This window comes from Paenibacillus sp. FSL R7-277 (genome assembly GCF_000517965.1).
GTDB classification, from domain to species: domain Bacteria; phylum Bacillota; class Bacilli; order Paenibacillales; family Paenibacillaceae; genus Paenibacillus_AQ; species Paenibacillus_AQ silagei.
Genome location: NZ_ASPX01000080.1, coordinates 373,007 through 398,009, shown reverse-complemented (window position 1 = coordinate 398,009; position 25,003 = coordinate 373,007). Strand labels below are relative to the sequence as shown.

Genomic DNA, 25,003 nt, shown 5'->3' with positions numbered 1-25,003 from the left:
ATATTGCCATCGAAGCGTTTGTTGTATTTGTTGATCATTTTACTGGTTATAGGATTTGGGCTGAATTTGTTTTTGCAGGCTGCTTCTTTTCGGATGGATGTGCTTCATGCGCTAAAGTGGGTTGGCGCTTATCCTTGGCTGTATTGTACCGGAAGTCTGTTTATTTTCTTCATCCTGCTCTTAAGCTCAGTGATTGTACCGAATGCGTATGCGGGGCCGGCGGTGGTCTCGGCGCTGTTCGTGCTGCTGGGGATTGCCAGTGATCAGAAGCTGGCTACGAGAGGCGAACCGCTGTTTCCGTGGGATCTGATGCTGCTGAAGAATGCCGAAGGAATGAGCAAGATTACCAGCGGGATGATCTCTCCGTTTGCTATAGGGACCGCTGTTCTGCTGGTTGCCGGTCTGGTCCTTGTGATTATTAAGCTGCCGAAGAACCGGATCAGACTGTCCTTGCGCGTGACGCTGGCGGGGATCTCTGTGGGGCTAAGCACATGGTTTCTTGTGCTGGTCACTGGTCAATCTCCTGTGGTTGCAGCAATGAGCTATCAGAACATCTTCTGGAATCAGAAGGTCAATTATACGCAGAACGGGTTCGTCTATGCGTTCGCCGGGAATCTGCGGCAGAGCCTGATGGACAAGCCGGAGGGCTACACCCGCGAAGCGGTTGAGGCGTTAGCTGCCAAGTATTCGGCATTGCCGGAGGCGCCGGTACAGGCCGCGCCAGGGGAACAGCCGAACATTCTGTTTATGATGAATGAGGCGTTCTTCGACCCTACGCGCCTGCCCGGATATACGCTTAGCGAAGATCCGCTGAAGTTCATCCATGGGGTGGCGGGGCAGACGCCGTCCGGTTATTTGCTGTCTCCGGAATTCGGCGGCAATACGGCTAATGTGGAGTTCGAGGCCCTGACCGGGCTGTCGATGTATTTTCTGGGGGATGGAACGATTCCTTATCAACAGCGCATCGTCAAAATGTCCTCCCTACCGTCGATCGTCAGCATTCTGAAGGACAGAGGGTATGAGGCACTGGCGTTGCATCCGTTCGATGAGACCTTCTATAACCGGAACCGTGTCTATCCGGTGCTGGGGTTCGACCGCTTCACAAGTGAGAAGGATCTGCCGGACGCTGACCGCCTGACTCCAGAGGGGTATGTCTCGGATAAAGCAGCTGTACAGGAGGCGGTCCGGCAGCTTCAAGAGGCATCGGGCCCGGCATTCCTGCATCTGGTGACGATGCAGAATCATTTTCCATTCGTCAAAGGCGTGAACGGACCGAACACCATCACCGTCCAAGGCGGGCTGCCGGAGCAGAAGGATGAGCTGGAGACTTATGTACAGGATACCAAGCTGACAGACGAGGCCATGGCTGATCTCCAGCAGGAGCTGCTGAAGATCAAGCGGCCCACTATCGCGGTGTTCTGGGGAGATCATCTGCCTGCGCTCAGCGCCGGGATCTATACCGCAGCAGGCTGGGATCAGGAGCCAAGGCTGAAGCATGAGACGAAGCTGTTGGTACTCGCTAACTTTGAGATCGGGAAGGAGCCGCTCGGGACGCTTAGCCCGGCCTTTCTCGGCCCTGCGGTCTTCCGGTTATCCGGGCAGACGCTGCCGGCCTTTTATAAGCTGCTGGAGCAGGTACGGGCTGAAATTCCGGGACTTAGCAAGAAGGTGCTAATCGGGCCGGGCGATACCGGAATTCTGAAGGAGCTGACCCCTGAGCAGCAGGCGCTGCTGGCTGACTACCGTCTAGTCGAATATGATCTGCTCGAAGGGGAGAAATACGCGGAGTCTCTGATGTTCTGAGCACTCCGCCGTGGCTTAGCGCAGCCCCACATCATGGAAGCGGTTCTCGATCGGCTCACGGAGCAGTATGCGGATGGACTGGATCGCTGCGGTCTCTATACGCTGTGCTTCCCGGAGGAGTGGAAGCAGAGATTGGGCATCCAGCGAACATGGACCCTCTGGAGCTTGTACAGTCTGCTTGCATAGAGTGTGCGTTATTTGATTATAGACAGCAGCTAGAGCTGCATAATGCTCTGCAACGCTTTCAACTTCGGGCCAATACTGGCTGGTTTCCCTTGCGTAGGCCGCAGCGTCCTGCTTCAACCCTGCATAGAAGAGCAGCGTCTCATAAGCTCCGGCAGCATCATAGGTGTTGTCCGCCAAGGCTTCCAGCATAGCATCATAGGCCCGCAGGCCGCAGGCATATTGCGATTCCGGCAGCATCAGATCATGAACCTCTGCCTTGTACACCGCCTGGATGAAGGACTCTCTGAGCACCTGAACGATATCCTTGCGGATCTGGCCTTCATAGATTTGGCCATACCAATATGGCGATTCATTCCTTCCGAATTGCTCGTAAGGCAGCTCCAGTTCTGCGGCAGAAGCATTCTCTGTGTAATAGAAAAGCTGCCGTTCATCATCACAGCGGGTAATCACTATGAAACGGTCCTTCCAGCAGACCACACCAGTGCCTTGCTCAAGTGATCTGCGGATTTCTGAAATAGCCTGCTTCTGATAGAGAGGGAAGGTAGGGCTGAAGTTAAAGCCTGCACCCTGCATGGCGATAATACCAATCAGATCTGCTGCTACGCAATGTTCAGCCGCCCAGTTATATGCCGTAGCAGAATCCGGGTGAAGCTGCCTGTGTACCGACAGACGGAAACATAAGGCCGTCATTCCGGCCAGCATGGGCTTGGAGAGTGTGAACCAGCCTTTGGCCGACAGGACCTGGTGCATCGCATCTGCAAAAGAAGAAGCGGGCGGCACACGCGGCTGATCCGCAGCGGCTGAAGCGTGCTTATTATGATGTTCATTCATCGTGCGGTGTGCGCCCCCCATCTGGGCAGTGTGGACCGCTTCCGGTCCGGGTACTGCCCAGAAATTTTTGTAACCTGCTGCATCGCCCGTTCCTCCAGCTCCAAGGCCTTCTTCAAAGCAGAGCAGAGGGAGGGAAGCTGAACTTGCATTAGCAGCTTGCCGCTGTTCTTCTCAGAGATTGCAGCCGCGAGCGGTCCCCTCAGCCCCTCCACCAGCTCATCATACAAGCGGCTGACTTCCTTAAGACCCGGTAATACGGACTGAACCTCCCGCAGATAAGCGGAGATTTCGATCCGTGAAGTCATGTACGATTCAAGGATGTAAATAGCGCCATAGCTGTCGAATCCGCCCTGCTGAAGCGCCCGGATCAGGAAGCTGTAGGCCAGGCGGCCTGAACCGAGGCTTAAGTCAGGAAGTGTTTTGTGAGGAGTCTCCCAATCCTCCAGCGCAAGCCGAAGTGATTCAAGTACAGTATCCTGCAACGGAATCATCACCCGCTCTCCGACATACATACAGTCCCAGAAGGGCGTGAAGTTAAGGCCGAAGTTATCATACAGCACATATTGTGTCTCACCGGACCAGCCATCCTGTACATAGAACACCCGGTCATCCTCATCATAACCATGAATCACTCCGAATTCCGGTATCCAGTAGAGGCAGGCCAGACCGCGGTCCAGACTCTGCTTGACACAGTCAATAGCGATCCGTTGATACGCCCCGAAGGAATCATGTCTGGTTCTCCCGCCGTCATCCACCAAGAAGATCCCGAGGTTGTCGACAGCCCGGCGATGCTCTGTGCCCCACTGTCCGTAAGCCGTAACAGACATGGGGAGGAGCTTCTCATGTACGGTGAATTTGAAGGCCATGCCGCTTAGCCCGGAGAGCATGAATTTTGGACCCTCGAATAACCCGGCGGCAGTCAGTACGGCATAGAGCGCATCGGTAAAGGATTTCGATTCACGCTGCATCCGGACGTCAAGGATTACACCTGTTCGTTTGCTCAATGTTCATTCTCCTGTTCATCCAGGCGGCTCACTACTGTCTCACAGATGCTGCGGAGCTTCTCCTTCAGCCATTTCGGGGCCAGGAGGGCACTCCACTCCGAGTGGAGCAGATGTGCAATGAACGCGCTGGTATCATAAAAATCAACTTCGTAGATATCCTTGTCAGCGGCGCGAAGCTGGTAACCTCCCCAAGACGGCTCCCGGGGTATTCCGGGTAACCGGATTCTTGCCGTGAACGGCTTCAAGGGTCTGGCCTGCCCGGCTGGAGCTGCAGGGCCGTTCTCCCCGGCTATAAAAACCCTGCTGGTCAGTGTTAGCTCACGGATGCCCGACAGGTTGTAATACTCACTCCGCCCGTCTCCTTCCACAGCGGCCACGAGATAATCATCTTCAATCCGCCGGCTTAGCTGTAGGGGACAGAGATACAGCTCCTGCGGGGGATCCTGCCCGTTCCGGTAGAGAACATGGACCACCCTGCGGGCCTGAATAGCCTGCTCCAGCATCTCCATGACCTGCAGCCGGTGGGGATTCACTTCAAATACAGGCAGCTTAATCTCCCTGTCCGCAAGCGGCTGCGCCGTGAACCGCTCCAGCAGACCGCCCACCTTGCGGATGGTCTGGGCGTTCTCATAATCATAGTGACTATACCGGTAAGCCAGATATTTCAGCACCCGCTGCTCCTCGTCCGTAATGTACAGATGTGGGAGCACGAAGCTGTTGTCCTCATAGATATATCCGCGCTGCTTCGCTACATAGCGGAGCGGGGCCCGCAGCGATTCCGCCAGGTATTCAATATCCCGCTGGGCCTGGCGCCTGGAAATCTCGAACTGCTCCGCCAGCTTGCTGCTGTTCGGATAAGTAAGCTGGCGGACCTGCTGGTCAAACCACTGAATCCGGTGAATATGGCTCATGCTGCTCCCGCTCCTTTCTGTCAGCCTCCAGTATAGCTGGAGATGGTGCTTTAGACCAGCGTGAGCGTTCCTCTCAAAGAAACAAGGATGCTCTGGCATCCATGCACGAAGCATGAAGCATGGAGCATCCTTGCGTCAATTTACTTGGTTGCTGCGTCCACTCTAACCTGCGTCGCTTTGTCGCAGCGCTTGCAGACCTTCAGGGCGCTGCCGTCGGATTTTATTTTGGTGTAGAGCAGCTTGATCCGGGTGGTCCCGCAGACCGGACAGGTGCCGCGTCCACGGGAAGGAAGGGTCCAGAGTACCCGTCCGCGTTTGGTTTTTGACATTCTTGTAATCCTCGTTTCATTGAATTGATGGTACCTGTCCAGTATAGAACAAGCGGTACGACATAAAATGTCGTAGCAGATAACGAGTTTTTAACTATTGGCCCAGTAACGTAATTGACGGAACGGCTGCCAAGCCAGTAGACTAGATTGGACATAGATGGAAGAACCTGGGGCCCTAGGGCCTTCAGCATTCATTGTTATGAAAGGGGTTACATATGTGAAAAAGCTTGGGCTTGTCTACGTGCTGCTAATCGGCATCTTCGTGCTCTACGTGCTGAATTACAAGCAGCAGGGGAATGCGGCAGACCCGTGGGAGACTGCGGGACTGCGCGGCAATATTGAGGACAAATACGTGATGGTTACGTTCCAGATCGGCATAGATTACTGGAAAAGCGTGCTGAAGGGCTTCGAGGACGCCGCAGAGGAGCTAAATGTATCCGTCGAGTATCACGGCTCCACCCAGCATAATGCGAGTGAACAGATGACGGTGCTGGAGCAGACCATCGCCAAGAAGCCGGCGGGAATTGCCATCTCGGCCGTGAATTCCAAGCTGCTTACAGCGACGATTAACAAGGCTGTGGAGAGTGGTATTCCGGTGGTGCTGTTTGATTCGGGAGCGGAGGGCAGCAAGGCGTATTCCTTCCTGGGAACGGACAATTATAATGCCGGAACGAAGGCGGCGCATAAGATGGCCGAGCTGACCGGGGGCAAGGGCGAGGTAGCCATTATAACCACACCGGATCAGCATAATCACCAGGAGCGGACGGACGGCTTCACGGACACAATTCGCAGCAAATACCCGCAGATGAAGCTGGTGGCTGTTAAGGATGGGCGGGGAGATCAGGTGGCGTCCAGGGAGGCTGCCGAGCAGCTGCTGGTGCGTTATCCGCAGCTGGCGGGAATTTTTGCCACGGAAAGTAATGGAGGCATCGGGGTCGCGGAAGCTGTGGATGCCGCCCATGGCAGCGGACCGGTCCCGCAGATTATCAGCTTCGATACGGATAAAGGCACACTCGATCTGGTGAAGGAAGGCAAGATTGCCGCAACCATGGCCCAGGGCACCTGGAATATGGGTTATTGGTCGCTGACCGAGCTGTTTCATCTGCACCGCGATCTGGAGGCTGATCCTGAGGCCTATGCCAATAACAAGCCCCTGCCTGTCCCCGATTCTGTAGATACCGGAATTGATGTGGTCACGCGGCAGAATGTGGACAATTATTATGCCAAATAGCCGGCAGAGGGGGAGCCTGTGATGCACAAGACCGGCGTGAGCATGGAGAAGCTGAAGCTGAATAATATGCCGATCCGCTATAAGCTGATTATTCACTTTTTGCTGATTAGCATTCTGCCTTCCATTGGACTGGGGCTGTTGATTGGCTGGACGGTGGACAGGATCGTGGAGGAGCAGAGTACCGAGAACACGATGCAGCTCATCCGCAAGGTAAATACCGCCATAGAGAGTGATGTGGAGAATCTGCAGAAAATTACATACCTGATCTCGTTCGATCCGGGCGTCCAGAAGTTCCTGAAGGGGGCGTCACCGGCTCCGGCACAGCCGGACCCCGCAGCTGGCAACGGGGAATCGGCGGAATACAATATCCGCAAATTTCTGCAGGGCTTCACCACACTCAGCTCCGAGATAGCCGGCATCATGCTGGTCAACCGTGAAGGCGATTTCATCAGCAACGAGATGTATACCCGTTCCGGTACCCGGCTGACGGAGGAGAGCTGGTACAAGCAGGCGGCAGAGAATAAGGGGATCTTCCTGATCGTCGGGCATCCGTATGGCCGTGCGGTCAGGTCCCATGTGGACTATAAGGAGAGCGAGGTGGTCTCTGCTGTACGGGCCATTGTGAATCCTGAGACGCAGGTGGTCCAGGGCGTGGTGCTGGTGGATCTGAAGCTGCGGGTAATCGCGGAGACGGCTAGAGATGTCACGCTCGGCAAAACCGGATATCTTACGGTGGTGGACAATCGCGGAGAGATGATTTACGCGCCGCAGCACCCTTTAATGCGTAACATCCCGGCAGGTCTGTTCACCGAGTCCTCGGGCATTACCTCGGAGACGGTAGCCGGCCGCAAGCTTCAGCTGATCTACCGGACCTCGCCGTTTACCGGCTGGACCACGATGGGCGTGTTCCCGATGGATGAGTCGGCTTATGGAATCCGCGAGATTACGTTCAATGTTGTTACCTTTGTATTTGTAGTCTGCATGCTGGGCATGACCGCCTCGTTCTATCTGGCCTATTCGATCTCCCGTCCTATCGGCCAGCTGGCTTCCTTCATGAGCAAGGCGCAGTCCGGTGATCTGACAATCCGCTACTGGGGCAGCCGTTCCGATGAGATCGGGCTGCTCGGCCGCAGCTTCAATACGATGCTGGCCCAGATTAGCCGGCTGCTATCCCTGACCGAGCTTCAGGCGCGGCAAAAGCGTGAGGCGGAGCTGCGCAGTCTCCAGGCGCATATCAAGCCGCATTTTCTGTACAATACGCTGGATACGATTCACTGGATGGCCCGCAGCAAGGGAGCGGAGGATATCGCCGAGGTCGTCCAGTCCCTCTCCAGGCTGTTTCGGCTCGGCTTAAGCAAAGGGAGCGATATCATACCGCTCTCCGATGAGCTGGAGCATATCGTCAGCTATCTGAAAATTCAGCATGTCCGTTATAGCACCAAGCTGACCTATTCCATTGAAGTGGAGCCGCACTTACAGGAGCTGTATGTGCTTAAGCTGCTGCTGCAGCCGATGGTGGAGAACGCGATCTATCACGGCATCAAGGAACGGCGCGGCCCCGGCCACCTCTCCATTGCAGTTGTGGAACGGGACAACGACCTGTATCTTACCGTACGCGATGATGGTGCAGGGATGTCAGCAGATAAGCTGAAGGAGCTCAGACAGCGGCTCGAAGCGGTTGGCGCAGAAGAACTGGAGCGTACGGAGACGGACGTGGCTGTAACGGGCAGCGCAGGAAGCGGCTATGGCATATTGAATGTGCAGGCGCGGATCAGGCTGACCTATGGAGCGCCGTACGGTATCCAGATTGAGAGCGGACCGGGGCAGGGAACCCTTGTAACTGTATGTCATCCGGTTGTTCGTGAGCATTACCCTGAGAAGGATTAGGACAGAGGAGGATGATCCGCAGATGATAGAGAAATGGAAAGTAATCATTGCCGATGATGAGCGCATTATCCGGGAGGGGATCCGGCAATGCGTGGACTGGGATAGCCTGGGCATGGAGGTGACGGCAGAGGCAGAAGACGGGGAAGAGGCGCTGGAGCTGGCCGTGGAGAATGCCATTCATATCGCCCTGGTGGATCTGAACATGCCGATAATGCATGGCATGGAGCTGATGAAGCGGCTGCGGGAGGCACTGCCCGGCTGCAAGATTATTGTGATCACCGGCCACGATGAATTCGCCTATGCCCAGGAGTCGATCCGGCTGCAGGTGAATGATTATATTCTCAAGCCTGCGGAGCCGAAGCAATTGATGCAGGTGCTGCGGGGCGTCCGCGATGAGCTGGAGTCCGAGCGGGAGCAGAGCCAGCATCTGGAGCAGGCTTCCCGGCAGCTGATGAAGAACTTCCCGCTGCTGCGCGAGCGCTTCTGCCAGGAATGGCTGGACGGTAATCTGAGCCAGGCGGAGATCCGGGAGCAGCTGCAATTCCTCAAGCTTCCGCCGCAGCGGCCGGAGCTGATCGGCATCATCCGCTGGCGGTGGGAGGGCCAGCATCCGGCGATGAAGGAGAAGGAGCGGCAGCTCTTCTTGTTCGCCATAGAGAATATCGCTGCCGAGCTGTTGGACCCGTATCCCAAGGTGATGTTCCGGGACGCCGCCGGATTGATCGTTATCCTGCTGTGGGATGCCGCCAGTGAGCGCATCCTGGCCGGAGTGGAGGCCGCGGTGCGCAGCCATCTCAAAATCGCTGTTGAAGTCGGCACGCGGCTGATCCAGGGAGAGATTACAGAGCTTGCTGCCGCTTACCGGAGCTGCCGGGTGGCGCTGGTCAAGGAGCAGCCGCTGTCCCCGCTCGTCCGCCGGGCGAAGCAGCATATCCAGGAGCATTACAGCGAATGCGAGCTTACCCTGGAGGCCACAGCAGGCCTGCTTCAAGCCTCCCCGGTCTATCTGAGCCGCCTGTTCAAGCAGGAGCTGGGCCAATCCTTCGGCACGTATCTGACCCAGACCCGTATCCGCCGGGCCGCCCAGCTTCTGCATTCAACCGACCTCAGTATTAACGAGGTGGCGGAGCAGTCGGGCTATGAGACCCAGCATTATTTCAGCACAGCCTTCAAGAAGCAGACCGGTGTGGCGCCGCTGCAGTTCCGTAAAGGGGTGCAGGCTGAGGTACGCAAGTAACTGAAGATACTGGATGAATAGTGGGGAATGCTTCAGTAGCCATCTATTGGCGAGAGGGCATTCCTTTTTGCATATAAAAAGTTATATTTTCACAAAAACAGTAGCCTCAGTGTAAATACGGCACCTGCCCCCGGTTGCTATACTCGATTTGTCACACGGGAACACCTGTGGAAGACATCAGAATAGTTCAGGGGGTAGTGCAGGAATGAAAAAATATTCAATGATCACGCTTCTGCTAACACTGGTACTCATCTTATCTGCATGCGGCAACAGCGGTAATTCATCCAGCAGCGCTGGCAGCTCTTCCGGCGGCGGGGATACATCGAAGGGCAAGGTGGGCATCGCGATGCCGACCAAATCTTCGGAGCGCTGGGTGAATGACGGTAACAACATGGTCAAGGAGTTCGAGAAGCTGGGCTACGGGACGGATCTGCAATATGCGGAGGATGTTGTCGAGAATCAAGTGTCGCAGATTGAGAACATGATCACCAAAGGTGTGAACGCAATTGTAATCGCTTCAATTGACGGTGAGGCGCTGACGGACGTGCTGCAGAAGGCGCATGACGCCAACGTTAAGGTGATCGCTTATGACCGTCTGATCAAAAAAAGTGAATTCGTAGACTATTATGCGACCTTCGATAATTTCAAGGTGGGTGTGCTGCAAGGCTCTTACATTGAAGAGAAGCTTGGCCTGAAGGACGGCAAAGGCCCGTTCAACATCGAGCTGTTCGGCGGATCGCCGGATGACAACAATGCCTACTTCTTCTTCGACGGCGCCATGTCGATTCTGAAGCCATATATCGATTCCGGTAAACTGGTGGTCCGCAGCAAGCAGCTTACGATGGATAAAGTAGCTACGTTGCGCTGGGACGGCGCTGCCGCCCAATCACGGATGGATAACCTGCTGAGTGCGAACTATGCGAGCGATAATCTGGACGCCGTCTTGTCTCCATACGATGGCATCAGCATCGGTATCCTGTCTTCGCTCAAGGGTGTAGGCTACGGCTCCGGTGACAAGAAGCTTCCGGTGGTGACCGGACAGGACGCCGAGCTGGCTTCCGTGAAGTCCATTCTGGCCGGAGAGCAGACCCAGACAGTATTCAAGGATACCCGCGAGCTGGCCAAGAAGGCAGTGGAGATGACGGAGAGTGTGCTGAAGGGGACCGAAGCTGAAGTCAACGATACCACCACCTACGACAACGGGGTCAAAATCGTCCCGTCCTACCTGCTGGAGCCGGTCTCTGTGGATGCGGGCAATGTGGATAAAGTGCTGGTGGACGGCGGGTACTATACCAAAGAGCAACTCGGACAATAATCAGCAGCAATTCTCGCGGTTTCCCGGCGGCATCTAACAACGATAATATCCGCCGGAGAACCGCTGCACAGTCACAAGGAAAGCTGGGTGAGAGGCACATGAGTGAAATTATTTTGGAGATGAAAGGCATTACCAAGACATTCCCCGGCGTCAAAGCGCTCTCGTCAGTCAATCTGCAGGTGAAGGCAGGCGAGATCCACGCCCTCTGCGGAGAGAACGGGGCAGGCAAGTCCACGCTGATGAAGGTGCTTAGCGGAGTGTATCCGCACGGGACGTATGAAGGGGATATCTATTACCAGGGGCAGGTATGCCAGTTCAAGGATATCAAGGACAGCGAAGGCCTGGGGATCGTCATTATCCATCAGGAGCTGGCGCTGATTCCGTATTTGTCGATTTCGGAGAACATCTTCCTCGGCAATGAACAGGCCAGACGCGGGGTGATCAACTGGAACGAAACGACGGTCAAGACCAAGGCGCTGCTAACCACCGTCGGCCTCAAGGAATCGCCGTTTACAGGAGTTTCTACGATAGGTGTCGGCAAGCAGCAGCTTGTAGAGATCGCGAAGGCGCTCTCCAAGGAAGTGAAGCTGCTCATTCTCGACGAACCGACAGCGGCGCTGAATGAGGATGATAGCGAGAACCTGCTGCTGCTCATTCTGGAGCTGAAGAAGCAGGGGATATCCTCGATTATCATTTCCCACAAATTGAACGAAATCGAGAAAATAGCGGATTCCGTCACGATTCTGCGGGATGGACAGACCATCAAGACCCTGGATATGAAGCAGGATGCTGTTACAGAGGATGTCATTATCAAAGGCATGGTCGGGCGCGATCTGACGAACCGTTACCCTGAGCGCACACCGGATCTGGGAGAGACGATCTTCGAGATCCGTGACTGGAATGTCTATCATGAGACACAGGCAGACCGCAAAATGCTGGATCAAATTAATCTCCACATCCGGCGGGGTGAGGTGGTCGGCATTGCCGGGCTGATGGGCGCAGGGCGCACGGAGCTGGCGATGAGTGTGTTCGGCAAGTCATATGGCAAGCGGATCAGCGGCCAGACTTTTATGCACGGCAAGGAAGTACACCTGAATAACATCAGCCAGGCGATAGAGCATGGGTTAGCCTACGTGACCGAGGACCGCAAGCATTACGGCCTGATCCTGATCGACGATATCAAGCGGAACATCTCGCTCAGCAGCCTGAAGAAGCTCTCCCGCCATGGCGTCATTAATGAGAACGAGGAAGTGCTGGTCGCAGAGGAATACCGCAAGAAGCTGAATATCAAGACCCCCAGCATCCTGCAAAAAACCGTGAATCTCAGCGGCGGCAACCAGCAGAAGGTGGTGCTCAGCAAATGGATCTACGCCCAGCCGGATGTTTTGATCCTGGATGAGCCTACGCGGGGTATCGATGTCGGGGCCAAATACGAAATCTATTCCATCATCAACAGCCTTGCCGCAGAGGGGAAGGGCGTGCTGGTCATCTCTTCCGAGCTGCCGGAAATCATCGGGATGTGCGACCGGATCTACACCATGTGTGAAGGGCGGATCAGCGGGGAAGTCGAGCGGAAGGATGCGTCGCAGGAGCTTTTGATGAAATTTATGACACGAAGCAGGGGGTAACACCGCATGGGAGCCATTAGTGAACTGTTCAAAAAAAATATCCGCCAATACGGCATGATCATTGCCTTGATTTTTATTTCGGTGTTCTTTCAAATTCTGACCGACGGCATTCTGCTGAAGCCGCTGAACGTGACCAATCTCATTCTGCAGAACAGCTACATACTGGTGCTGGCTATCGGGATGGTGCTGGTAATCATCACTGGGCATATCGACCTCTCGGTCGGCTCGGTAGCTGCCTTCATCGGTGCCCTGTCGGCCATTATGATGGTGGATATGGAGCTGAATCCGGTGCTGGCCGTAGTCATCTCGCTGCTGATGGGCGCGCTGGTCGGGGCCTGGCAGGGCTTCTGGGTCGCTTATGTCAAAATCCCGGCGTTCATTGTTACCCTGGCGGGCATGCTGCTGTTCCGGGGCCTGACGATGATCGTGCTGAACGGGCAGTCGATTGCACCTTTCCCGAAGACTTTCCAGAAGATCAGCTCCGGGTTCATTCCCGATGTCGCAAGCGTGGGTTCGCTGAATGTGCTGACCCTGATCATCGGCGTTCTGCTGTCGCTGCTGGTGATCTATCAGGAAATCCGCAGCCGCAGGATCACGGTGAAGTACGGTTTTGAGCGGTCTGCGGTCTGGATGTCCGTTGCCAAGGCTGCTGCGCTGGTGATCGTCATCAACCTGTTCACCTATGTTCTGGCACAATATAACGGGATTCCTAATATCCTTGTGATTCTGATGGTGCTGATCGTATTGTACTCCTTCGTCATGAACCACATGACCATGGGGCGGCATATCTATGCCCTGGGCGGCAATGAGAAGGCGGCAAGCCTCTCCGGCGTCAAAACCAAACGGGTGACCTTCTGGGTATTCGTCAACATGGGTGTACTCGCTGCCCTTTCCGGTCTGGTCTTCGCGGCCCGCCTGAACTCGGCTACCCCTAAGGCCGGTACGAACTTCGAGCTGGATGCTATCGCTGCCTGCTTCATCGGCGGAGCCTCCGCGTCCGGGGGAATCGGAACCGTAGTCGGTGCTATTATCGGAGGTCTGGTCATGGGCGTCATGAACAACGGTATGTCGCTCGTCGGCCTCGGCGTAGACTGGCAGCAGGGGATCAAGGGACTGGTGCTGCTGCTGGCGGTAGGCTTTGATATCTATAACAAGTCGAAGACAGCCTGATATAAGATAGAACCCGGCCGGAACTGCTCCAGAGGGAGCGGCTCCGGCTTGCCTGTCGTACAAGTTCTCCCGCACAGCTTGCAGCATACGGCTCTGGCATGGATAATAGCACCTAAGGTGCTTTATATTTCATGATAGTAACAGGAGGCTACAGATGCAGATTATTGCCATGCTGACCATGCTGATTGACCATGTTGGGCTGATCTTTTTCCCGGGTGAGCTTGCCTGGAGATATGTGGGGAGAATTGCCTTCCCGATCTACTGCTACGCGCTGGCGCAAGGCTATATCCATACCTCCTCCAGACCCCGCTATCTGCGGCGGCTGCTTGTCATTGCGGTGTTGGCACAGATTCCGTACAATCTGGCGATTCATCCGGGAGGCTGGAACGTCGTCTTCACCCTGCTGATCTCAGCGCTGGTCCTTGCCCTGCTCGATAAGCTGCCGAATCTGTGGGCGGGTATTCCGGTAGTGGTTGTAGCTGTGCTGCTGATGGATGCTCTGCCGCTGGACTATAACGCTTACGGCCTGCTGCTGGTGCTGATCTTCCGGTATACCCGTTCTTATGTGCTGGTGCTGGCGCATTTGGCGCTGAATGTATTCTATCTGTTCTATTATAATTGGCTGGTGCAGATGGCCAGCATTATTCCGACCCTTCTGATTGCGCTGACCCCGAGTTTTTGGGTGCTGCTGGAGAAGAAGCGTCTGCCGCGCTGGGTCTGGTGGTGCTTTTATCCGGCCCATTTAGCAATACTTGCGTTGGTAAAGTTTCTCTTTTTCAAAGAATGGGTATTTATAGAATGGCGGAGTTTATTTAGCGTATGAGGGTTCATCATTTCCAGGTGCTGTATTTACAAATTGATGCTCCTCTGAGATGATGGGTACGTTGCCAAATTATGAGCTAGAGGAGACATGCTATGAAGAAAATGAAAGCAAGAACCAAATGGCTGGTGCCGATTCTCGCCCTGCTGCTGATTCTGTCAGGCTGCCAGGCGGTTGGCGGCTTCGATGTCAATAAGGCACTGCTGGGGGATCTGGATGTCAAATCCTCTGAATCCAGCACTACGATGACCCTGAGCGCTGTTCCTGCTGCAGGCATCACCGCAGAGGACCGCGAAGTTGTTGATCTTATTAATTCCTTATCGCTTACGCTCGGCCATGTGAAGGTTCAGGATAACGGCAATGTCTCGGCCACGGGAGTTGTGGGTTACAAGGAGTTCAAGATTCCTTTCTCCCTCTTCACCGACCAGAAGAACCTGGTCTTCACCGCAGAAGGCGCGAAGCAGCCGTTCTACATGCCGCTTCAGAGCAATGAAATGTTGCTCGGCCTGGAAGCAACCGATCCTGCCAAGACCTTGGAATTCACTAAGCTGGCCTCCCAGTTTGTGATCAAGAATCTTCCGAATCCGGGTGCGATCACAGTGACATCAGTAAATGAATCCGTATACGGCCAGCCAACCAGCTTGACGAAGCTACATACGGAAATTACAGGGGAAGAGCTTCCGGTATTGCTTAAGAGCTTCCTGAGATCTGTATCTAAGGATACCGAAGGCTTCACTGCCCTGATCAGCGGTCTGTATGATTACATGTATCCGCTCATCAAAGACAGAGCTGAAGATCTGAACAGCATCGGTCTGGGCGATATTCCGCTGGAAGACAAAGAAGGGGTAGTCACAGTAGTTCATGATGCGGCCAAGCTGGCGGTGGATGCTCTCCTGCTCGTCTATGACAAGCAACTGGAGAACCTCTATGAATCGACCCCTGAACTCAAGACTGTTCTCGGCAAGGATACGAAGCTGACTGCGGATATCTTCGTAGATAACGGCTTCCATGTCCGCAAACAGAACATTGACTTGAGTGTTGCTCTTCCGGCCGATGAATATCTGCCGCTGCAGAGCATCAACATGAAGCTGGTGTCCGAGACTTGGAATGTAAATGGTCCGGTAACAGCTGATCCGATCAGCACGACAGGCGCAATTGATTACTCCAAGGGAGATCTTACGCCGGGTGAGACGCTGAGAAGCTTCGATGCCAATTCATCCGTCTATAAGCTGCTCAAAGAGGAGATGGCAATTACCTCGAAGAGCCTGATGATCGCACCGGACGACGATTACTATTATCCGGTCGTGAAGAATAGCACTACCTATGTACCGCTGCGCTATGTGGCAGAGGATCTGGACGCTAAGGTAGAGTGGGATGGGCCTAACAAGTCGATCAAGGTTACCGACGATGTATACGGCGATCAGCTCGTATTCAAAATCGGTTCCGCGCAGGCACAAATTGCCGGCAAGACCGTGAAGCTTCCGTTAGCCGTATTCGTAGATGAGTACGGAGATGCTAATGTGCCGCTGCGTGTATTGGCTGAAGGCCTGCACGCCACGGTTGAAGTGGATGATGACGGCTATATCTGGATTGAACGTCCGTAAGAAGTACCATTAAAGTCAAAAAACCGGGACCCCTGAGCAATCAGGCGGTTCCGGTTTTTTTTTGCGGGATTACCTGGCGCCTCCTTGACAATATAGGTTTATTGCAATAGACTTAACGTCATTAGGTCTACTGCAATAAACTTATAAGGAGTGAACAGGATGGAGCCCTACAAATTATATGATGCTGAATATAAATTCGCTTGCCTGATCTGGGATCATGAGCCGATTAATTCTACAGAGCTGGTGAAGCTGAGCCTCTCGGCGCTGGGCTGGAAGAAATCCACGACCTATACCGTGTTAAGAAAGCTATGTGAGCGGGGAATTCTCAGAAACGAGGGGGCCATGGTCACAGCTGTCATCCCGAAGTCGGAGGCGCAGCGGCATGAGAGCCAGACGGTAGTGGACAAAGCCTTTGGCGGGTCGTTGCCGCAGTTTTTGACTGCTTTTCTCGGGGATAAGAAATTGTCCGCGAAGGAAGCGGCAGAGCTGAAGAGGATTATCGAGGAGGCCTCCCAATGACAGATCTGTGGATCAGCATTCTGAACATGAGCATTACTGCCAGCTATGTAGCCGTCGCCGTAATGCTGGCGAGAGTTCTGCTGCGGCGCGCCCCCAAGATCTTCTCCTATATGCTATGGTCCGCAGTAATGATCAGGCTGATCCTGCCTGTCAGCTTCACTTCAAGCTTCAGTATCCTGAGGCTGGCAGGGCCTGCAGGCTCGTCCGGCACAGGGCAGCTGCAATTCGTTCCGAAAAATATAGGGAGGCAAGCGCAACCTGCATTGGACACCGGAACAGGTTCAGCAGGAAGGCTGTGGAACAGTCTGCTTCCGCCCGTAGCACCGTCAGCAAGCGTGAATCCGGTGCAAGTCATCCTGTGGGCCGGCAGTATGATCTGGCTGACAGGTGTCATAGTACTGCTCCTGTACAGCGTGTTCTCTTATATGAGAGTCATGCGCAGTGTCCGTACAGCAACAATTGTGAAGGGGCATGTCTTTGAGACGGACCAGATCATGACTCCGTTCGTATTCGGCTTCTTGAAGCCAAAGATCTACATCCCGGCCGGGATGAGTGAACAGGAGCTGTCCCATATCCTGCTGCACGAGCAGACTCACATTAACCGGCGGGATTACCTGATCAAGCCGCTGATGTTCCTGCTGGTCATTCTCCATTGGTTCAATCCGCTGATGTGGCTGTCTTTTGTGCTCATGAGCAAGGATATGGAGATGTCCTGCGATGAGGCGGTAATCCGGAAGCTGGGTCCGCAGGTTAAAAGCAGCTACTCAGGCTCCCTGCTTGGATTTTCAACCCGCCGGAGCGGTCTTATGACCGGCAGTCCGCTGGCTTTTGGAGAGAGCAGTGTAAAGGCACGGATTAAGCATATTCTTGCTTACCGCCAGCCGACCTCGGGGAGTGTGGCCGCTTTTACCCTCGTCCTTGTGATCCTGCTGATTGGATGTACCGCTAATCCCAAGCCTGTGGAGCGTCCGTCTCAGCTGCTTTATTCCGGTTATACGGTGGATCAGCTGCTGGAGAATAAGACAAAGTATATTGGCGACGCCAGCAAGGTCACAGCGCTGCTTGGTGCAATGCCGCTGCCCCAGGGACTGGAGAGGGCAGGCATTGAGCTGACAACCGGCTCCCGCCCGTATGAGTTAACCATCAATTATACAGTGAACGATATTAAGGGAATGTGGAACGATGAGCTTCAGGCGTTAAGCCGGGAGCCTCTCCTGCATAATTCGATCCTGCTGTTCAGCCTGATTGATAACGCGGATATTATTAATTACTCACTTGCTGATGAAGGTATAACTTACAGCTTCACGTTCGCCAGAGAAGAGATGGATAAGCTGCTTGGAGAGGATGTCCGCCCTTATGGAGCGGATGAAGCTGGCCTTCGTAAGCTGATTGACCGGATGGAGAGTGTCAAGCTGACTCCTTAAATGCCGATTTTCACAGCATATTTACGAAACACTGCTGCACCTTTTATCCAATGCTTGAACGCGGATGATAATCTGGAATGAGGTACACATTCTGGGGTCAAGGGAGCAACAGGTATGCAAGCAGAGAAACAGACGGTACCGGGAGAACATTGGAAGGGGAAGGCTGGAGCTTTACTTGAGATCCTGTTTGTATCGGCCCAATTGGGTCTTACCTCCTTCGGCGGACCGGTCGCCCATCTGGGTTATTTCCACAATGAATATATCCGCCGCCGGAGATGGATGGATGAACGGAGCTATGCGGATCTGGTAGCGCTCTGCCAGTTCCTACCGGGTCCTGCGAGCAGTCAGGTGGGGATTGGCATCGGGATGATACGGGCAGGCTGGCTGGGCGGGTTGGTCGCTTGGTTGGGCTTCACTTTGCCCTCTGTCCTTGTGCTGGTCGCGTTTGCCTTCCTGCTGCAGGGCTATGATATTGCCGATGCAGGCTGGATTCACGGTCTGAAGATCGTAGCTGTAGCAATTGTTGCCCAGGCCATCCTTGGCATGGGGCAGAAGCTGACCCCGGACCGGGAAAGAGTAGGCATCGCGGTTATAGCGGCAGGTGTTACATTATCATGGCAGACGGGCTACAGCCAGATTCTCACGATTGCTGTAGCGGGCATAGCCGGGGTATGGCTGTACCGCCACAGTTCTACGGAGAACGTGACAAATCTTCCGATCCCCATCCGCCGGTCGTCAGGTATCGTTTGTTTAGCATTGTTCGGCGTACTCCTGATAATGCTCCCGTTCCTTAGAGGGACGGCTGAGGCGGGACCGTTAGCGATATTTGACAGCTTTTATCGTTCCGGTGCTTTGGTGTTCGGCGGTGGACATGTCGTGCTTCCGCTGCTGGAACAAGAAGTTGTTCCTGCCGGCTGGGTGAGCCAAGCTGATTTCCTGGCGGGATACGGGGCCACGCAGGCTGTACCGGGTCCGTTGTTCACTTTTGCAGCCTATCTCGGTGCAATGACCTCCGGTGTTCCCGGGGCCATCGTGGCCACGTTCGCGATTTTCCTGCCAGCCTTTCTGCTGGTTGCGGGCGCATTGCCTTTTTGGAACAGCTTAAGAAGGAGCCCCCGGATGCAAGGAGCCTTAACCGGAATCAATGCCGCTGTGGTCGGAATCCTGCTTGCCGCCTGGTACGACCCCCTGTGGACGACAGCCATCCTCGCGCCGCTGGACTTTGCCCTCGTTGTCATTCTGTTCGTAATGCTGGTCTTCTGGAAGCTGCCGCCTTGGTTGGTTGTGGTGGCCGGTGCGGCGGGAGGAATGGTGATCGGATGGTGACTTAACCGTATAACTCATGGAACGCTCCATGTTGAACTGGCCTTTGCTTAATTGCGAGGTCAGTTTTTTGGTATACAGCCAGGTTCATCATTCATTCGTAACATTGTAAGCCCATAAGTCATGTGGTAAAATAATAATAGAAATATTGAAATAGGTAACCTAAATCAAAAAAATGAGAGGACTAATTAAATTGACTCAAAATGATCTAAAAATAGGTCTTTCTAATAAAGAAGGTCAATTAGGGTTCATGTCTGCAAGAGGAGGTCCCCGGGAGGGAGCAGGCCGCAAGAACATAGGTGTAACGAAAAAAGTCTCGGTAACCTTAACTAGTGAGCTTTGGGAGAAGGTTGAACAACATTGCGCAGAGCATAAATTGTCCCGATCGGAGCTTATCCGATCTCTGATTGAGTCTACCGATTTGTAATGTAGCTTATGGAAGCGGGTGAAGCCAGTGCGGATCAACGTAAGCAAGGATATTCTTCTCAAAGCTCTTCAGCAAGTGCTTAAGGCTGTACCTGCAAACCAACAGATTCCCATACTGGCAGGGGTTCATATACAAGCTCTAACCAATGAACTAGTAGTTACGACATGCAATAGCAGTATGACTATCCAGTATCGAATTCCCGGGGAAGATACCTCTTTGACGGTTCAGAGAATTGGAGAAGTGGTTGTACCGGCAAGGTATTTCTGCGAAATCATACGTAAGTCTGATGCTGGGATGATTACGTTGGAAGTCGACAGATCCTTACGGCTCACTATCTCCTCAGAACATACACAAATTCGGTTATGCGGAATGGATGCTGTAGATTATCCGGCGATACATCCTGCTGAGAATCATGCTGTACTTAAATTAGCAGTTAATAATCAACTATTGAAGGCTTCTATCCTACAAGTAGCAGGAGCGGCTTCTTTATCAGAACATAGGCCTGTGTTGACCGGGGTATCTTTTCAGTATAGAAATCATCGGTTACAGTTAACGGCTACTAACGGTATTCGTCTGGCTTCCCGGACTATAGATGTGGAACATGATGCTGAGATAGAGAGGCATATTATTGTACCTGGCAGAAATTTAGTTGAAGCGGTTAAAATCATGGATGGCGAGGACAGAACAACAGAAGTTGAAGTAACCAACCGTCATGTTAGATTCACTGCTAACCATATTATGGTTCAATCTGCTTTAATTGAGGGGGAGTACCCGTCCCTGCACCATGTGATTCCGCACACTTTTATATCAGAGATTACAATTGGAACAGCGCCTCTGTTAAAAGCCGTCGAACGGACGACGGTATTGGCGAGTGAAAGTATTATAAGGTTAGAGACCACTGCCGACAGACTACGTTTGTTATCCCAAACCGCAGAAATCGGAGATATTGAGGACGAGGTATCTATACTCGAGAAGAACGGGGAGGATTTCACGATCTCGCTAAATGGAAAGTATGTGGCAGACATCCTACATGGTACGAGTAGTGAGTTCGTACGCTTGCGATTCACCGGCAAAATGAGCCCGATGGTCATACACCCGAAGAATGATCTTTCTTCAACTTTTTTTCTAATTACTCCAGTGCGAACCGCAAAGTAAGCGTAAGGCATAGCCCTGTTATCCGTAAATTAAAAGCAAAGAGAAGCGGAGGGGAAATTTGGAACTGAAGGAGCGATAGCGACCGCCTTTGTCACCGGATTTCTACCACGAAGAGTGGTTTAAATCAAGAAATCTGGGGACAACAGCGGCCGTAAGTCCAAATGTTCACCGCAGCGCCGACCCTGCTTGGATTTCAAATCTTAACTATGTACCAATTCACACAAGGAATTGCCGAACGTAAGGGAGGCTTTGCTGTCTGCTATTGTGTAGTCAGAACCATCTCCAGCGAGGTATTGCTCACTTCTGCGTGCTCCGCCATACTGCGGATATATCCGGACATGAAGCCGCCCTCCATACTCTCCCACAGCTTGAATCCCGGCATCGCCCGGATCTCCTCCAGCGAATCAGCAGCGTTCCCGGCAAAATACTTCACGTTCAGCTTCGACATCACCTCAGCCATCGACTGCTTCTGCGCCTCCGTGAAGCTGCTCTCCTTAAGCCGTTTCATCGCTTTGTCATATGAGTTCTCTGCGAAAATCTGCTCCGCATACGCTTTGAAGTTCAGCAGGTGCGGATCAGTCTTGTGGTTGGCCTTGGCCCAGCCGTCAACATCCACTTGAGCGGTGTGGTAGGTCACGGCCCGTGAAGCGGGATCGAAGGTCATTCTTCCGTACTGGTGCGGATTCACCGCCATGGCGCTTGTAGCAATATCATAGACAGGCAAGGCCGGATCTATCGAGGCTTCCGGAGGATCGCGGCGGATATCCTGCATATGAATATGCCCGGATAATACCAGGTTTAGCCCATTCCTGCGAAAAGCCTTCATCGTCTCCTGGCTGTTGTTGAGCTTGAACCCGGAGACGGCCATGGAGGTATGGCTCAGCAGATTATGATGCATCACGGTAATCACAGACGCATGCTCCTGAGCGGCCCGCTTCACATTGTCGTCGATCCAGGCAAGGGTGGAGGGCAGAAGGCGCCCGTCGGTCTGCGGAAAATTATATTCTTCGTTATGTGCATACTGGGCACTATCAAGCATCAGCAGCCACAGGCCGGGTGCTGCCTTCACCGCATAGCTTAAGCTGTCCGCATCCCGCGAGACCGCCTCGTTATATCCGAAATCATCATAGATGCGCAGGAAATCCTCTACATTAATATGCTTGGCAACGACCTGCTTGTCACCGTCGAACGATCTGGCCCAGGGGTTGTTGATATCATGGTTGCCCGGAGTCACGTAGACGCGGGTTCCGGCAGCCTCCATCCGGTGCAGCTTCGCGGCCAGCTCTTTATGACTGCCAGCTTCACCGTTATTCGTGAGGTCGCCGCTCAGAATGAGGAAGGCCGGCTTGTTCTGTTCCACATCCCGGACCAGAGCTTCGGTCAGCTCATCGCTGTAAGGAAGCATTTTGCCATCGCCGCCTGTGACATAGGTCTGGAAGGCTTGACCGCCGTCCTCCAGGGCTTTGTCCAGATAATGCATATCGGTGGCGACCCAGAAGGATACAGGTTCTCCGGGTTCTGCAGCAGGGGTCACGGCCTCAGCAACTGCTGGAACAGTATTCAAGGCAGAAGAAGCGGAGTCTTCACACCCGCTGAGGATGAGGATGGAGGAGAGGAGCATCATTAAGGTGAGCTTCACCGCATGGATTGTGCGGTTATGAAGCGAGACGCGCATAGCTTAACCTTCTTTCTATATTTTAGCTGAATCATTGTAGCTTATTTATGACCGGGTTGTATATACGATATGTTAGCCGTTGTTTCTAAACCTCTATAATAGCTTATAGAAAATAGTGGAAGGTGCATAATTGAAGGCAATTCAGCGACACTAAGAGCGGATATACAAAATAAAGAGCTGGTACAGGAAAAACTTGTGAATGATGAGTTGTATTCAGGCCGGAAAAGTGTTATGATTAAAAAAAGTAAGTTACTTAATTAAATGGAGGTAGTTATTTTATGTCTAAGACTTTTTTTGAAGCGGTAAAAGGCAGACGTTCCATATACGCCATCAGTAAAGAATCCCCAATCTCTGATGAACAAATTCAGAAGATTGTAGAAGAGGCTGTTCTACATAGCCCAACTTCCTTCAACTCGCAGAGCTCCAGAGCTGTAGTATTGCTGGGCGAACAACATGATAAGCTGTGGGATATTACAGCAGAAACCCTGCGTAAGATCGTTCCTACTGAACAATTCGAAGGCACGGCTCAGAAGCTCTCCTCTTTCAAAGCCGGCTACGGCACTGTGCTCTTCTATGAAGATCAGGCAGTGGTGAAGCACCTGCAGGAGAATTTTGCACTGTATGCTGAGAACTTCCCGATCTGGTCCAACCAGTCCTCCGGGATTCTGCAATACGTAGTATGGACTGCCTTCGCGGAAGAAGGTCTGGGAGCCTCCCTTCAGCACTATAACCCGCTGATCGATGATGAAGTGAAGGAGACCTTTGGTATTGCTGCGGACTGGAAGCTGATTGCGCAGATGCCATTCGGTAACATCTTAACCCCTCCAGGCGAGAAGGAATTCCAGCCGATTGAAGAACGCGTGAAGGTAATTAAATAAGCAAATCCTGCGATAAGCAGTTTAGAACCTCCCTGATCCGGCTAAGTATGAGTATAGCCCGATCAAGGAGGTTTTTGTCATGCCATGGAACAAGGAGAACTACCCGGATTCACTGAAGAATTTCACGGCGCCTGTACGCAATAAAGCGGTAGAGATCGCCAATGCGCTGCTGGAGGACGGATATGAGGAGGGGCGGGCCATCGCCATTGCCACTGCACAAGCCAAGGAGTGGGGCGAGAATCACGATAAGCAGATCCGCAAAAAGGATCACTGACCGCTCTGCCTGGACTCCGTGGGTGAGGCGTCCATCTGGACATAAGCAAAGAGGACAAGCGGTTATCCGCCTGTCCTCTTTGTAAGTATAGCTTGTACACCAATGCGCTATTCGTTATTTCGTTGCAGGAGCTTCCGTAGCAGGAGCTTCCGTTGCAGCAGCAGGTGCTTCACTGGCTGCCGGAGTAGCAGATGCATCTGGTTTATCGGTCAAAGTATTCGTGATTTTGGCATTCTTGTTCAGATCAGCGAGCCAGGTAGCGGACATCTCGGATACCTTTTGGGACATCAGCGTCTTTTTGATCTCGTCTTTCTTCTCGGCCAGTGTATATTCCTTGGCTTCCTTGCGGTCGGTAACCTTGATAATGTGGTAGCCGTAATCGGATTTCACTGCACCGCTGGTTTCGCCAACCTTCAGCTTGAAGGCAGCATCGGAGAACTCAGCAACCATGTCTCCGCGTTTGAAGAAGTCAAGATCGCCGCCTTTGTCCTTCGAGCCGGTGTCAGCGGATTTTTCCTTAGCCAGTGCAGCGAAGTCTCCGCCTTCTTTGAGCTGCTTAACGATGGCATCAGCTTCTTCCTTGGTCTTCACCAGGATGTGGGAAGCGCGAACTTCTTCCTCCTGATTGTATTTCGCTTTGTTTTCTTCGAAGTATTTGGAGATTTCATCATCGGTAACCGTTACCTTCGGTTCTACCAGCTTGCGGATTTCAACCTGGAGCGGCATTTGCTTCTTCAGGTCTTCAATGGTCATCGAGCTCTGCTGCAGAGCGTTATTCAGAGCTTCCTCGCCGCCGAACTGGGTTTTGAGGTTCTCGATCTCTTCATTGATGTCTGCATCGGTAACCTTAATGTTGGCTTTCTTGGCTTCCTGGCCCACCAGTGTAGTGGTGATCAGGTTTTGCAGGGTGGATTCCCCGCCGGCTTCAACCAATTTATCATACAGCTGCGCTTTGGTGATGTCTGTTCCATTCACGGAAGCAACTGCAATTTTGCTGTCATCTTTCTTGAAAGGTTGTACAATCAGCACTACGATTAGCGCTGCTGCCAGTACGAGCGATGCAATCATCCAGCCTTTGCCGCCGCCGGATGGAGCAGGTGAGGAAGGAGGAGTACCGCCGCCGCCGACTTTGTTCATCACGGGAACGCTTTCTTCAACTCTTGGAGCTGTTCGTACAGGTTCCTGCGGTACAGGGGCTGTTCCGGCAGGTTCAATAACTTCTTCCGGAGTACTCACAGAAGCGTCGTTCTCTTCCGGCGTAATGCCGTTTTCTAGCTTGTCATTTTCATTGAAATCTTTTTTGTCCATTATAATTAATGACTCCCTTCAATATAGGTGGTGCCTGTCTTTCTACAACTTTACCAGAAAACAG

The 25,003-nt window shown here is 53.2% G+C and carries 22 protein-coding genes; 16 read left to right on the top strand and 6 right to left on the bottom strand.

Annotated elements, in window-relative coordinates; genetic code table 11:
* Positions 1–93: 93 nt before the first annotated feature.
* Positions 94–1,803: an LTA synthase family protein gene (locus C173_RS23855; RefSeq protein ID WP_036729356.1), complete on the top strand. Its 1,710-nt coding sequence runs from the start codon at positions 94–96 to the stop codon at positions 1,801–1,803.
* Positions 1,804–1,818: 15 nt separating this feature from the next.
* On the opposite strand, the gene C173_RS23850 is transcribed toward C173_RS23855, so the two are convergent.
* From C173_RS23850 to C173_RS23835, 4 genes are all read right to left on the bottom strand, one after another.
* Positions 1,819–2,820 (bottom strand): hypothetical protein, encoded by a 1,002-nt coding sequence (locus C173_RS23850; RefSeq protein ID WP_036729354.1) that lies wholly within the window; start codon positions 2,818–2,820, stop codon positions 1,819–1,821.
* Entirely contained in the window at positions 2,817–3,824 is a 1,008-nt protein-coding gene (locus C173_RS23845) for a hypothetical protein (RefSeq protein ID WP_235191996.1), read from the bottom strand. The genes C173_RS23850 and C173_RS23845 overlap by 4 nt, the downstream gene beginning before the upstream one ends.
* On the bottom strand, positions 3,821–4,735 hold the full coding sequence (locus C173_RS23840) for a helix-turn-helix transcriptional regulator (RefSeq protein WP_036729351.1): 915 nt from the start codon (positions 4,733–4,735) through the stop codon (positions 3,821–3,823). The genes C173_RS23845 and C173_RS23840 overlap by 4 nt, the downstream gene beginning before the upstream one ends.
* 140 nt (positions 4,736–4,875) lie before the next feature.
* The gene (locus tag C173_RS23835) at positions 4,876–5,064 is read right to left on the bottom strand and encodes a hypothetical protein (protein WP_036729349.1); all 189 of its coding nucleotides are present in this window, start codon (positions 5,062–5,064) and stop codon (positions 4,876–4,878) included.
* Positions 5,065–5,281: 217 nt separating this feature from the next.
* Between C173_RS23835 and C173_RS23830 the strand changes: the two genes are divergently transcribed.
* From C173_RS23830 to dnaN, 13 genes are all read left to right on the top strand, one after another.
* Positions 5,282–6,295 carry a substrate-binding domain-containing protein gene (locus C173_RS23830; RefSeq protein ID WP_036729346.1) on the top strand — a complete coding sequence of 338 codons (1,014 nt, stop codon included), beginning with the start codon at positions 5,282–5,284 and terminating at the stop codon, positions 6,293–6,295.
* Between the two features lie 21 nt (positions 6,296–6,316).
* Positions 6,317–8,182 carry a cache domain-containing sensor histidine kinase gene (locus C173_RS23825; protein ID WP_036729344.1) on the top strand — a complete coding sequence of 622 codons (1,866 nt, stop codon included), beginning with the start codon at positions 6,317–6,319 and terminating at the stop codon, positions 8,180–8,182.
* Between the two features lie 22 nt (positions 8,183–8,204).
* A complete protein-coding gene (locus C173_RS23820) occupies positions 8,205–9,419 on the top strand; it encodes a response regulator transcription factor (RefSeq protein WP_036729341.1) in 1,215 nt (404 codons plus the stop codon).
* A gap of 205 nt (positions 9,420–9,624) precedes the next feature.
* Positions 9,625–10,734 carry a multiple monosaccharide ABC transporter substrate-binding protein gene (chvE, locus tag C173_RS23815; RefSeq protein WP_036729338.1) on the top strand — a complete coding sequence of 370 codons (1,110 nt, stop codon included), beginning with the start codon at positions 9,625–9,627 and terminating at the stop codon, positions 10,732–10,734.
* Between the two features lie 98 nt (positions 10,735–10,832).
* Positions 10,833–12,362 (top strand): multiple monosaccharide ABC transporter ATP-binding protein, encoded by a 1,530-nt coding sequence (gene mmsA / locus C173_RS23810; RefSeq protein WP_036729336.1) that lies wholly within the window; start codon positions 10,833–10,835, stop codon positions 12,360–12,362.
* Between the two features lie 6 nt (positions 12,363–12,368).
* Positions 12,369–13,532 (top strand): multiple monosaccharide ABC transporter permease, encoded by a 1,164-nt coding sequence (gene mmsB, locus C173_RS23805; protein WP_036729333.1) that lies wholly within the window; start codon positions 12,369–12,371, stop codon positions 13,530–13,532.
* 154 nt (positions 13,533–13,686) lie between these two features.
* Positions 13,687–14,355 (top strand): TraX family protein, encoded by a 669-nt coding sequence (locus tag C173_RS23800; protein ID WP_036729331.1) that lies wholly within the window; start codon positions 13,687–13,689, stop codon positions 14,353–14,355.
* A gap of 92 nt (positions 14,356–14,447) precedes the next feature.
* Positions 14,448–15,956 carry a copper amine oxidase N-terminal domain-containing protein gene (locus C173_RS23795; protein ID WP_051478330.1) on the top strand — a complete coding sequence of 503 codons (1,509 nt, stop codon included), beginning with the start codon at positions 14,448–14,450 and terminating at the stop codon, positions 15,954–15,956.
* A gap of 159 nt (positions 15,957–16,115) precedes the next feature.
* Positions 16,116–16,475 (top strand): BlaI/MecI/CopY family transcriptional regulator, encoded by a 360-nt coding sequence (locus C173_RS23790; protein WP_036729328.1) that lies wholly within the window; start codon positions 16,116–16,118, stop codon positions 16,473–16,475.
* Entirely contained in the window at positions 16,472–17,899 is a 1,428-nt protein-coding gene (locus C173_RS23785; protein WP_036729325.1) for a M56 family metallopeptidase, read from the top strand. Before C173_RS23790 ends, C173_RS23785 begins: the two co-directional genes overlap by 4 nt.
* 114 nt (positions 17,900–18,013) lie before the next feature.
* The gene (locus tag C173_RS23780; protein ID WP_036729323.1) at positions 18,014–19,225 is read left to right on the top strand and encodes a chromate transporter; all 1,212 of its coding nucleotides are present in this window, start codon (positions 18,014–18,016) and stop codon (positions 19,223–19,225) included.
* A gap of 172 nt (positions 19,226–19,397) precedes the next feature.
* Positions 19,398–19,649: a ribbon-helix-helix domain-containing protein gene (locus C173_RS35410; protein ID WP_327196484.1), complete on the top strand. Its 252-nt coding sequence runs from the start codon at positions 19,398–19,400 to the stop codon at positions 19,647–19,649.
* A 27-nt stretch (positions 19,650–19,676) separates the two neighbouring features.
* Entirely contained in the window at positions 19,677–20,804 is a 1,128-nt protein-coding gene (gene dnaN, locus C173_RS23775; protein WP_036729320.1) for a DNA polymerase III subunit beta, read from the top strand.
* Positions 20,805–21,063: 259 nt separating this feature from the next.
* On the opposite strand, the gene C173_RS23770 is transcribed toward dnaN, so the two are convergent.
* Positions 21,064–22,479: a metallophosphoesterase gene (locus tag C173_RS23770; protein ID WP_051478329.1), complete on the bottom strand. Its 1,416-nt coding sequence runs from the start codon at positions 22,477–22,479 to the stop codon at positions 21,064–21,066.
* Positions 22,480–22,757: 278 nt separating this feature from the next.
* Between C173_RS23770 and C173_RS23765 the strand changes: the two genes are divergently transcribed.
* Both C173_RS23765 and C173_RS23760 read left to right on the top strand, forming a co-directional pair.
* Positions 22,758–23,357: a nitroreductase family protein gene (locus C173_RS23765; RefSeq protein ID WP_036729316.1), complete on the top strand. Its 600-nt coding sequence runs from the start codon at positions 22,758–22,760 to the stop codon at positions 23,355–23,357.
* 79 nt (positions 23,358–23,436) lie between these two features.
* Positions 23,437–23,631 carry a hypothetical protein gene (locus C173_RS23760; RefSeq protein WP_036729313.1) on the top strand — a complete coding sequence of 65 codons (195 nt, stop codon included), beginning with the start codon at positions 23,437–23,439 and terminating at the stop codon, positions 23,629–23,631.
* Between the two features lie 114 nt (positions 23,632–23,745).
* Here the strand turns inward: C173_RS23760 and C173_RS23755 are convergent, their stop codons facing one another.
* On the bottom strand, positions 23,746–24,939 hold the full coding sequence (locus C173_RS23755) for a peptidylprolyl isomerase (RefSeq protein WP_036729311.1): 1,194 nt from the start codon (positions 24,937–24,939) through the stop codon (positions 23,746–23,748).
* Positions 24,940–25,003 lie beyond the last annotated feature (64 nt).